Genomic DNA, 9,809 nt, shown 5'->3' with positions numbered 1-9,809 from the left:
GTTCGGGCGCAACACCCTGGCGACCGGTGGTAATGCCGAGGCGGCGAGCTTGGCTGGGGTCAATGTCCGGCGTCTGAAGATTACCGTATTCGCCCTGCAGGGCGTCGTCGCTGGCATCGCCGGGGTACTGCTGGCTTCGCGCATGGGCTTGGGCGATCCCAATACCTCGATGGGACTGGAGCTGGCAGTGATTTCCGCCTGTGTGTTGGGTGGCGTCTCGCTGTCCGGCGGTGTCGCCTCGATCACCGGCGTGCTGGTCGGCGTTTTGATCATGGGCTGCGTGCAGAACGCCATGGGGCTCCTCAACGTGCCCACCTTCTATCAATATCTGGTACGTGGGGCGATCCTGCTGCTGGCGGTGATGTTCGACCGCTGGAAACAGACCCGGCGCGCCAAGGGGTGATTCTTTTTTCAACGCAAGCTGTATTACTATCGATGGCGGGCGCAGCGTGGTCTATCACGACTGAGCCCGCCATGCCATTGACTCGGCCTTCAGGAGAGCCCAATACATGCAACTCGCACAAGCCAGACTCGACAGTGGAGATCGCATGGTCCTGGCGATCGACGATGACCCTACGCAGGCTCGCCGTCTGGAAGGCGCGGAAAGCGTGCTGACACTGGCGCATATCGCACTCGAGCGTGGTGTCGGGTTGGCCGCGCTGATCGATGAGTGGCCGGGAGACGCACGCGTCGATGCTGTGGCGCTGTCCGATAAAGGGCAACTGCTGGCGCCGCTCGATCATCCCGATCCGGCACACTTGTTGGTGACTGGTACCGGCCTGACGCATCTCGGCAGTGCCGAGGGGCGCGACAAGATGCACCGCCAGATGAACGAGGCGGACAAGAGCGAGCAGCCGCTTACCGACTCGATGAAGATGTTCCGCAAAGGGGTGGAAGGTGGCAAACCCGCGGCGGGCGATTTCGGCGTGCAGCCTGAGTGGTTCTACAAGGGTGACGGCGGCGTCGTCATGGCCCCGGGCGAGGCGCTGAACATGCCGCATTTCGCGCTGGATGGCGGCGAGGAGCCGGAGGTCGCCGGCCTGTACCTGATCGACAACGACGGTGCGCCGCGTCGCATCGGCTACGCGCTGGGCAACGAGTTCTCGGATCATGTCACCGAGCGCGAAAATTACCTGTATCTGGCGCATTCCAAACTGCGCGCCTGTTCCTTCGGACCGACGCTCCTCGTCGACGAATTGCCCCGCGACGTACAGGGTACCTCGCGTATCCGGCGTGACGGTGGCGTGCTATGGGAGAAACCGTTCATCTCCGGCGAGGACAACATGTGCCACAGCCTCGCCAATCTCGAGGCACATCATTTCAAGTATGCCCAGTTCTGCCGTCCGGGTGACGTTCATGTGCACTTCTTCGGCACTGCGACACTAAGCTTCAGCGACGGCATCAGTGCCCAGCCGGGAGATGTGTTCGAGATCGACGCTAAGCCATTTGCCTTGCCGCTGCGCAACCCCCTGGCCAAGGACGCCGCCGCGCCCGTGCCGAACGTCAAAGCTGTGTAAGTCTGGCAGGCTATTTTGACCCGAACGCCAACGGCCGCTGGAATACTCCAGCGGCCGTTGGCGTGGTAGCCGAAGAGAGTGTTGGTCAGTTCATCGCCTGCGGTAGATACAACACGATCTCGGGGAACAGATTCAACAGCACCACGGCGAGAATCATCAGCAGGAAGAACGGCAGGGTCGCGCGGGTAATGGTGATGATGTCCTTGCCGGTAAGGCCCTGAATCACGAACAGGTTGAAGCCGACCGGCGGCGTGATCTGCGACATTTCCACCACGATGACCAGATAGATACCGAACCAGATCAGGTCGATCCCCGCGCTTTCGATCAACGGCATGATGATCGACGTGACCAGCAGGATCAGCGAAATACCATCGAGAAAGCAGCCCAGCACGAGTAAGAAGAGCGTTAGCACCGCCAGCAGCATGGTGGGAGAGAGGCCCATATCGGCGATGTGGTTGGCCAGTTCCATCGGCAGTTGCGTGAAACTCAGCGCCGAGGAAAGAAACGAGGCGCCGGCGATGATCAAGGCGATCATGCACGCCGTGCGCAGTGCCGCGAAGAGCGAGTCGAGGAAGATGGTCTTGTTGAAATGACCGTTGCCTCGTGCGATCAGCATCGACAGCACCACGCCCACGGCGGCGGCTTCGGTCGGCGAGGCGAGCCCGCCGTAGATACTGCCCAGGATACCTCCAATGAGCGCCAGCAGTGGGATCAACTGGGCGCTATTGCGAATCTTTTCTCCGAGCGGCATGTGAGTCGCACCTTCGCCGGCACGCCCTTGGCGGTTGCCGACCAGCAACGACCAGCCGATAAGGTAGGCCATGAACAGCCCCAGCAGCAGCAAGCCTGGCAGAATGCCGGCGATGAACAGCCGCGAGATGGATTGCTCGGTCACCACGCCGTAGACGATCATCATGATCGAGGGTGGAATTAGCAGGCCCAGCGTCGAGGCGCTGGCCAGCGTGCCGACGGCAAGGTTGCCGTCGTAGCCGCGGCGTTCCAGCTCGGGCAACGTCATCTTGCCGACCGTGGCGCAGGTTGCGGCCGAGGAGCCGCATACGGCAGCGAACAGGCCGCTACCAATGATATTGGAATGCAGCAAGCGTCCCGGCAGGCGGTTGAGCCAGGGCGCCAGGGCACGAAACATGTTGTCCGCAAGGCCCGACCGAAACAGGATCTCGCCCATCCATACGAACATTGGCAGAGCGGTCAAGTCCCAGCCGTAGCTGGCGCCCCAGAAGTCGGACGCCAGAATGGGGCCGGGCTCGAAACTGCCGAAGAACGTCAGGGCGATCCAGCCAGTTCCCAGCAGGGCAAAGGCGATCCATACGCCGCCGCCGAGCAACAGCGCCAGGGCGAGGATCGTGACGAGACTGAGGGTCAGCATGACGAGGCATCCTCTCGCGTATGGTGGATCATGATTCACCGTCCTGTGGCTCGGGTGCCACATAGGCAGCAGGGGCTGTTAAAGCCGTGCGCAGGGTACCCAACAAGGTTTCGAGGAGCGCCACGCACATCAATGCGATGCCGACGACGAGCACGCTTTGCGGTATCCATAGTGGAATGGCGAGCAATCCCGAGGAGACATCGTTGTATTCGAGGCTTTCACGCACCAGGCCCACCAGTTCCCAGGTGAGCAGTACACTAAGCGCTAGTGCCACCAGCAGACAGAGCGTCTCGACCCATACGCGAGCACGCGGCGGCAGGCGTGAAATGACCAACGTCACTCGGATATGCGCGTGGTGCGTAAAGGTATAGGCCATGCTTAGAAAAGTGGCGCCCACCAGCAGATAAGCGGCCATTTCCGAGACGCCGGGAATTTCGAGCCCCAGGCGCGCGTTGCCCACCAAGACCAGCAGCGCATCCAGGCAGCGCAGTAGCACTTGAACGGTGACGATGGCACAGATTGCCAGCATGCAGGCCGCGGCGCCCCAAGCGCCGAGGCGATAGAGTTTGTCGAGTCGGTAGGTCATGTCGGTCACTCACGGATCGGGGGCAAAGACGTCACGTCCCGTTCGCGACCGCCATGCATTATGGCGATCACGAAGAGTCAGGTGTCGTCTTGGGTCGGATGTGACGCGTCAGTCGTTGGCCTGGCGCTTGCGGTAGCGCTCGATCAGTGTCTTGGCCTGATCGCCGGCACGTTCTCGCCAGTCTTCGAACAGCGAGTCGCCGGCGGCCTCGAGATCCTTGGCCAACTGGCCGCTGGGCTTGGAAATCGTGATGTCGTGTTCCTTCAAGGCCTTGGCGCTCTCGGCACTGTCCTCGCGACTGGCCTGCCAGCCACGCCGTTCGGCCTCGGCGGCGGCATCCAGCACGGCTTGCTGTGTCTTGTCATCGAGTTGGTCGAAGGCGCGCTTATTGACGAACACGATGTTCTTGGGCAACCACAGGTTGGCGTCGCTGTAATGCGAGACATAGTCCCAGGCGGACATCGACTTGCCGGTGGAGACCGACGTAATCATGGCGTCAACGCGCCCGGTGCTGAACGCGGTGGGAATATCGGCCTCTTCGGTTTCGGTGGGCAAGCCACCCAGGTTCTCGACGAAGCGCTGCGTGTTGATGTTAGGAGCACGCACGCGCAGCCCCTCGAACTGTGAGGCATCGGTCAGTTCGAAGTTGGTATAGATGCCCTGTGCTGGCCATGGCACGGCATAAAGCGGCATCAGGCCTTCATCGGCGAACATCTGGGTGATGATCGGCTTGGAGGCTTGCCAAAGGTCGTAGGCGTCTTCGTAGCTACCGGCCAGTCCCGGCAAGGTGTCCACTTCGTAGATCGGCGATTCGTTGGAGAGCGACGACAGGAACACTTCGCCCGCCTGTACGGTGCCGCGCCGCACGGAAGGCTTGATCTCGGAGTGCGCGATCAACGAGCCGCCGCTATGCACATTGATATCCAGTTCGCCGTCGGTAGCATCGGCGACGTCCTCGGCAAATTGTTTGGTGTTCTGGGTATGAAAGCTGGCATCGCCGTAGGGCGTGGCGAGGTTCCATTGCGCGGCCATGGCGCTGCTGGCAATGCCGAGCGAGCCGATTGCCGCCAGCCAGGCGAAAGAGTGCATCGTACGCATGTTCAATTCCTCATTGTTATTGAACTTGGAAGACGAATTCATTCTTCAAGTGGCGATACGTTGGCGTCAAATCGTTAATTCTGATGTCAAGTATCGACGTAGCCTTTCATAGTGGCCGGTGATGAAAGCTTTCCGTGATCCTGGGCGTAATCGGCGGCGCACTGCTTGGCCAGGCGTGCCACGCTGGCGCAGAAGCTCGGATAATTTGAGCGGCGCCAGATGGTGTCGTAGATCATCGGTGGCAAGGGCTCTTCCAGTGGCAGGCGCTCCAGGCTGCCTGCGTCCACGGCCTCGCGTACCGTAGCGACCGGTAACACGCCGATACCGACGCCCTCGATACTCATGCGCATGATGGTCATCAAGGTGCTCGTACGGTGAATCCGCGGGGTGTCGATGCCCAGTGCGGTAAGGTAGGCCACCAGCTCACTGTACGGTCGTGCCTGCTTGCTGAAAGAGATGAACGCCGTGTCGGCAAAGGTTTTCATGTCGCTGTGGCGTAGTGTGGCGGCGAGTTCAGGGGCCGCGAACATGCCCATCTCGAAGGTACACAATGGTTTTTGAATGGCGGACACCCCGGGGACAGTGCCATCCATTGCGAACAGCATGTCGAGGTCGTTTTCGGCCAGTCGCTGGTGTAGAAGCGGGGACATGTCGACCGTCAGTTCGATGGTCAGTTGTGGATAGCGCTCGGCCAGCCGGCGCATGAAGGTCGGACACCAACTGCTGGCGATGGTCTCGATGACGCCCAGGCGCAGCGTACCGGAAAACGACTCCTCGTCTTGAAACAGGCGCATGGCCTCGTTGCGTCCGTCGAGCAGGCGCTCGGCATGGGTGAAGAACTCGCGGCCGCGAAGCGTCGGCTGGACCGGGCGCGCCGAGCGGTCGAGCAGCGAGTCGCCGACGCTCTCTTCCAGCCGGGTGATACGGTCCGAGATCGACGGCTGGGTCAGATACAGTTTGGTTGCGCCCTTGCGAAACGAGCCCAGGCGCACCACCCAGACAAAGGCCTCGAGTTCTTTGAAATCGAACATCGTTAATCCTGCGAGTGCCGCCGCCCGGATGGCCGAGCGGCGAAGTTAAGAACCGCACCGTGTTACGCTTTCTTGAACAGTTGTGCCTCGCGGTTCTTGAAGGCCTTGAACTCCAGGGCGTTGCCGGAAGGATCGTAGAAGAACATGGTGGCCTGCTCGCCGGGTTCGCCCTTGAAACGCACGTAGGGTTCGACCTCGAAGGCCATGTCATGGGCGCGTAGCTTGTCGGCCAGGGCCTGCCAGGCGGACATTTCCAGCACCACGCCGAAATGCGGCACTGGCACGCCATGGCCGTCCACCGGATTCTTGTGACTGGCGACGGCGGTGTCCTTCAGTGCGGGGTTGAGATGACAGACGAACTGGTGGCCGAAGAGATCGAAATCGACCCAGCTCTCCGATGAGCGGCCTTCGGGGCAGCCCAGGAAGTCGCCGTAGAAACGCCGGGCTTCGTCTATATCGCGGACCTGAACGGCGAGATGGAAAGGATCGCTGACAGCCATGAAGGCCTCCTTGGATCTGTTGTGATTGGGATATGCGAAAGGCGATTCTTTAGCCGTCCACTAGTCGCCGTCAACTGGTTTCCCTTGACGTCGAGGCGATGAAAGGCTGCGCCGATATCACGCATCACGAAAAACGATTGGACCGGGCCACGTGGGCTTTCTTAGAGTGAAATCCTGCATTCGTGAAAGCCGACGACAATAAAAGAGGTCACGTTCATGTCCCTTCCGCTTCTCAACTGCGACATGGGAGAGAGCTTCGGCAACTGGAAAATGGGCCTCGACGACGAGGTCATGCCCTATGTCGATTGCGCCAATATCGCCTGTGGTTTTCATGCCTCCGACCCCGACATCATGCGACGTACCGTGGCGTTGGCCGTGCAGCACGGCGTGTGTGTCGGTGCGCATCCCGCCTATCCCGATCTACAAGGCTTCGGGCGTCGCTCGTTGGCGTGTTCGCCGCGCGAAGTCGAGGACATGATGCTGTATCAGATCGGCGCGCTGGAGGGCATGTGCCGCGCCGAGGGCACGACCGTGAGCTACGTCAAGCCGCACGGGGCGTTGTACAACGACATGGCCCGCGACCCCGAACTGATGCGTGGCGCCATGCGCGCGATGCTGGCCTATGATCGCAGTTTGCCGCTGCTGGCCATGGCCACCGCGGATCCGGCGCCGATGCGTGCGCTGGCCGAGGAAATGGGCGTCACGCTATGGTTCGAGAGCTTCGCCGACCGCGCCTACGACCCTCAGGGACGGCTGGTCTCGCGACGCGAGCCGGGCGCCGTGCATCATGACCGCGAGACCATCGTGGCGCAGGCGGTGGGGCTTGCCAAGGGCGAGGCGCTGACCGCCAACGACGGCAGCATGCTGCGTCTGGCCACCGATACGCTCTGCGTCCACGGTGATAATGCCGAGTCGGTGGCTGCCGTGCGCGCCATTCGTGACGCTTTCGATGGCCTGGCACGGGAGTGAGCCGGTGAGCGACCCAAGTATCGAAACGGTGGGTATGGACAGTCTCATCGTGCGCCTCTTCGACAACATCGACGAAGAGAACATGCCGTGGATGCTGGCCGCTGACCGCGCTCTGCGCGAGACCTTCGGCGAGGCACTGATCGACCTGGTGCCGTCCTACACCACACTGCTGGTGCACTACGATATCCAACGTCTTGATCTGCAGTCCGCTCGTGCCTGGGTAAGCGAGGCGCTGCAGGGCCTGACGCCGGCGACGAGTGGCGAAGGTCAGCGGCATGTGATTCCGGTGTGGTACGACGTCAGTGTCGGCCCGGAACTCGAGCGCATCGCCGAGCGTCTTGGCGTTAGTCACGAGGACGTGGTCGCGCGGCACTGCGCGCGGGATTACAGCGTCTTCGCGCTGGGCTTCGCGCCCGGTTACGCCTTCATGGGCCGTCTCGACGATGAGCTGGCCACGCCGCGCCTGAAGACGCCACGCCAGAAAGTCGCCGCCGGCAGCGTGGCCATCGCCGAACGCCAGACGGCGGTCTATCCCACGCTCTCGCCTGGCGGCTGGAACATTCTTGGGCGCACGCCCGTGGCGCTGTTTGGGCACGATCGGGAGGGCTACAGCCTGTTGCGCCCCGGCGACAAGGTGCGTTTCGAGGCAATTTCCCGCGAGGCGTTCATCGAACGCGGTGGCGATCCGACGCCGCTGGCTGAGCGCGGCGACACCCCCACGGAGGCTCAGACATGAAGGGATTGATCGTCGAACGCGCGGGGCCGCTGACGTTGTTACAAGATGGTGGACGCTTCGGGGTACGCCATCTCGGCGTGACTCAGGGCGGTGCCGCCGACTGGGTGTCGTTGGGATGGGCCAATTGGCTGCTGGGTAACGCGCCGCAAGCCCCCAGCGTGGAAATTACCCTGGGCGGCTTGATCCTGTACGCCGAGGTCTCGACGACTCTGGCCCTGACGGGGGCTGACCTGGGCGCGACCCTCGACGATGAGCCGGTGGCGCCAGGCAGCCGTTTCACTATCGCTGCCGGGCAGCGGCTGGCGCTCGAGAGTCCTCGGGCCGGTCTGCGCGCCTATCTAGCCTTTCCGGGGGGACTCGATGCCACACCGGTGCTGGGCAGCGTGGCCAGCACGATGCGCGAAAGCCTGGGCGGGCTCGATGGTCAGGGGCGCGTGCTGAATGAAGGCGATTGCCTGACATGGGCGGGGGACGATGCGGGACGCGAACGCACGCTGCCCTCGGGCGTGGGCACGTTACCTGGAGATGGAGAGCGTGTGACGTTGGCGCTAGTAGGCGGCGCGCAGATCGCCGATTTCAGCGGTGCCAGCGTATTCGAAGCCTTTAATACCGCTTGGACCATCGATCAGCGTGCCGATCGTATGGGGGTGCGCCTGACTGGTCCCGAACTGCGTTACCTGGGGGAGGGGATGGTCTCCGAGGGAATTCCGCTGGGCGCCGTCCAGGTGCCCACCGATGGTCAGCCCATCATTTTGCTCAACGATCGCCAGACCATCGGTGGCTATCCGCGCCTCGGCGCGCTGACGCCGCTGGCCTGCGCGCGATTGGCGCAATGCCAGCCGGGCACCGAGGTATGGCTGACGCCGGTGGCGGCGGGACAGGCGCGTGACGCGCACCTGCGCCAGTTGATGTGCTGGCGTTGATGCTTGGGGTCGAAGTATTGGCAGCCATAAGATAATTTATTTTCTTTTTTGCAAATTAATTTGCAAATTCGAGGGTCGGCATCTACTCTGGAGGCAGCATCGCCCCAGGAGCCTGCCATGCCCGCCGACAATGCCGACTGGCCACCTCGTCGCTACGCCGATCTGCAACTGCTGGCGCTGCGTGCTCGACGCGGCGATGCCACCGATCTGAAGCTTTCCGCCAAGGGGCTTACATTACTCGAGGCCCTATTGGCCCAGCCCGAGGCTGTGAGCCTGTCGAGTATCTCGCAGTTGGCGCAGCACCACGGCGTGAACCCTTCGCGCCTGACACGGCTGGCGCATGCCCTCGGCCTGGAGGGGTTCAAGGCGCTGCAGGCGCTGTTTCGTGAGGATCTTAGCGATAGCGCCTTCTATTCCACGCGTGCCCAGCGCCTGCTGGACTTCGGTGAGACGCCCCGGGCCGAGGGCGACGCGCTGGCCGACGACCGCGCGCTCTGGCAGCAAGAGATGCAAAATCTCTCGGCCACCGTGGAGGCGCTGGATACAACGCAACTGGCTGCGGCAGCGTCTAGCATCCAGCGGGCGCGGCGTATACACGTCATCGGCCTGCGGGCCAGCTTCGGAGCCGCGCATTACCTGGCGTATTACCTGGATTATCTGCGCGATGGCGTGCACCTGGTTTCGGGGCACGCTGGCGTCAGCGTCGAGCAGGCATTGCGGCTGAGCGAAGATGACCTGGTGATCGGCATCGCCTTTCGGCCCGAGTCGCGGATGAGCACCGACTACTGCCGGCTGGCGGTGGAACAGGGCGCCTCGCTGCTGGCGTTGACGAATCATTCCAGCTCGCAGCTGGCGACGTTGGCCGTGTCCACATTGCTTGCGCCGGCCGAGGGCGCTTTCTTCTTCAACCCCATGAGTAGCCTGTTCATGCTCGTCGAGTTGTTGCTGTCTCGCGTGGCCCGCGAGATGGGGCACGACGCGGTGCTCGCCCTGCGCCAGCGCGAGGCACTGATCTCGCGTCTACACGTCGAGTGATGTACTCGCCTTAACATCGTTTCTCTG

At 62.4% G+C, this 9,809-nt stretch carries 10 protein-coding genes and 1 pseudogene; 6 read left to right on the top strand and 5 right to left on the bottom strand.

What is annotated here, in order from left to right:
* Both araH and araD1 read left to right on the top strand, forming a co-directional pair.
* Positions 1-403 (top strand): annotated as a pseudogene (araH, locus tag OP495_RS15340) (L-arabinose ABC transporter permease AraH); the annotation flags it as partial.
* Positions 404-509: 106 nt separating this feature from the next.
* Positions 510-1,517 carry an AraD1 family protein gene (gene araD1 / locus OP495_RS15335; protein WP_280570538.1) on the top strand — a complete coding sequence of 336 codons (1,008 nt, stop codon included), beginning with the start codon at positions 510-512 and terminating at the stop codon, positions 1,515-1,517.
* 85 nt (positions 1,518-1,602) lie between these two features.
* Here araD1 and OP495_RS15330 read toward each other — a convergent pair whose 3' ends face one another.
* The 5 genes from OP495_RS15330 to OP495_RS15310 form a co-directional block, all read right to left on the bottom strand.
* Positions 1,603-2,904 carry a TRAP transporter large permease subunit gene (locus tag OP495_RS15330; RefSeq protein ID WP_280570536.1) on the bottom strand — a complete coding sequence of 434 codons (1,302 nt, stop codon included), beginning with the start codon at positions 2,902-2,904 and terminating at the stop codon, positions 1,603-1,605.
* A 28-nt stretch (positions 2,905-2,932) separates the two neighbouring features.
* On the bottom strand, positions 2,933-3,490 hold the full coding sequence (locus OP495_RS15325; RefSeq protein WP_280561795.1) for a TRAP transporter small permease: 558 nt from the start codon (positions 3,488-3,490) through the stop codon (positions 2,933-2,935).
* Between the two features lie 108 nt (positions 3,491-3,598).
* Positions 3,599-4,588 (bottom strand): TRAP transporter substrate-binding protein, encoded by a 990-nt coding sequence (locus OP495_RS15320; protein WP_280570534.1) that lies wholly within the window; start codon positions 4,586-4,588, stop codon positions 3,599-3,601.
* An 86-nt stretch (positions 4,589-4,674) separates the two neighbouring features.
* Positions 4,675-5,619 (bottom strand): LysR family transcriptional regulator, encoded by a 945-nt coding sequence (locus OP495_RS15315; protein WP_280570533.1) that lies wholly within the window; start codon positions 5,617-5,619, stop codon positions 4,675-4,677.
* A 62-nt stretch (positions 5,620-5,681) separates the two neighbouring features.
* The gene (locus OP495_RS15310; protein WP_280561792.1) at positions 5,682-6,119 is read right to left on the bottom strand and encodes a VOC family protein; all 438 of its coding nucleotides are present in this window, start codon (positions 6,117-6,119) and stop codon (positions 5,682-5,684) included.
* Positions 6,120-6,335: 216 nt separating this feature from the next.
* Between OP495_RS15310 and OP495_RS15305 the strand changes: the two genes are divergently transcribed.
* The 4 genes from OP495_RS15305 to OP495_RS15290 all read left to right on the top strand — a co-directional run bounded on the left by OP495_RS15305 (position 6,336) and on the right by OP495_RS15290 (position 9,782).
* The gene (locus OP495_RS15305) at positions 6,336-7,088 is read left to right on the top strand and encodes a 5-oxoprolinase subunit PxpA (protein ID WP_280570532.1); all 753 of its coding nucleotides are present in this window, start codon (positions 6,336-6,338) and stop codon (positions 7,086-7,088) included.
* Between the two features lie 4 nt (positions 7,089-7,092).
* Complete coding sequence (locus OP495_RS15300; RefSeq protein WP_280570530.1) at positions 7,093-7,824, top strand: allophanate hydrolase subunit 1; 732 nt, start codon at positions 7,093-7,095, stop codon at positions 7,822-7,824.
* Positions 7,821-8,747 carry a biotin-dependent carboxyltransferase family protein gene (locus OP495_RS15295; protein WP_280570529.1) on the top strand — a complete coding sequence of 309 codons (927 nt, stop codon included), beginning with the start codon at positions 7,821-7,823 and terminating at the stop codon, positions 8,745-8,747. Before OP495_RS15300 ends, OP495_RS15295 begins: the two co-directional genes overlap by 4 nt.
* A 117-nt stretch (positions 8,748-8,864) precedes the next feature.
* A complete protein-coding gene (locus OP495_RS15290; protein WP_280570527.1) occupies positions 8,865-9,782 on the top strand; it encodes a MurR/RpiR family transcriptional regulator in 918 nt (305 codons plus the stop codon).
* The last annotated feature ends 27 nt before the right edge of the window (positions 9,783-9,809 follow it).

The organism is Chromohalobacter sp. 296-RDG (genome assembly GCF_029889885.1).
In the GTDB taxonomy this organism is placed as follows: Bacteria; Pseudomonadota; Gammaproteobacteria; order Pseudomonadales; family Halomonadaceae; genus Chromohalobacter.
The sequence above is the reverse complement of the archived record's forward strand: the minus strand, read 5'-3'. Positions and strand labels throughout refer to the sequence as shown.

What these genes read in the sequence shown, in the direction of transcription:
- araD1 (WP_280570538.1), top strand. Translation starts at nt 510, where the DNA reads ATGCAACTCGCACAAGCCAGACTCGACAGTGGAGATCGCATGGTCCTG.
- OP495_RS15330 (WP_280570536.1), bottom strand. Translation starts at nt 2,904, where the DNA reads ATGCTGACCCTCAGTCTCGTCACGATCCTCGCCCTGGCGCTGTTGCTC.
- OP495_RS15325 (WP_280561795.1), bottom strand. Translation starts at nt 3,490, where the DNA reads ATGACCTACCGACTCGACAAACTCTATCGCCTCGGCGCTTGGGGCGCC.
- OP495_RS15320 (WP_280570534.1), bottom strand. Translation starts at nt 4,588, where the DNA reads ATGCGTACGATGCACTCTTTCGCCTGGCTGGCGGCAATCGGCTCGCTC.
- OP495_RS15315 (WP_280570533.1), bottom strand. Translation starts at nt 5,619, where the DNA reads ATGTTCGATTTCAAAGAACTCGAGGCCTTTGTCTGGGTGGTGCGCCTG.
- OP495_RS15310 (WP_280561792.1), bottom strand. Translation starts at nt 6,119, where the DNA reads ATGGCTGTCAGCGATCCTTTCCATCTCGCCGTTCAGGTCCGCGATATA.
- OP495_RS15305 (WP_280570532.1), top strand. Translation starts at nt 6,336, where the DNA reads ATGTCCCTTCCGCTTCTCAACTGCGACATGGGAGAGAGCTTCGGCAAC.
- OP495_RS15295 (WP_280570529.1), top strand. Translation starts at nt 7,821, where the DNA reads ATGAAGGGATTGATCGTCGAACGCGCGGGGCCGCTGACGTTGTTACAA.
- OP495_RS15290 (WP_280570527.1), top strand. Translation starts at nt 8,865, where the DNA reads ATGCCCGCCGACAATGCCGACTGGCCACCTCGTCGCTACGCCGATCTG.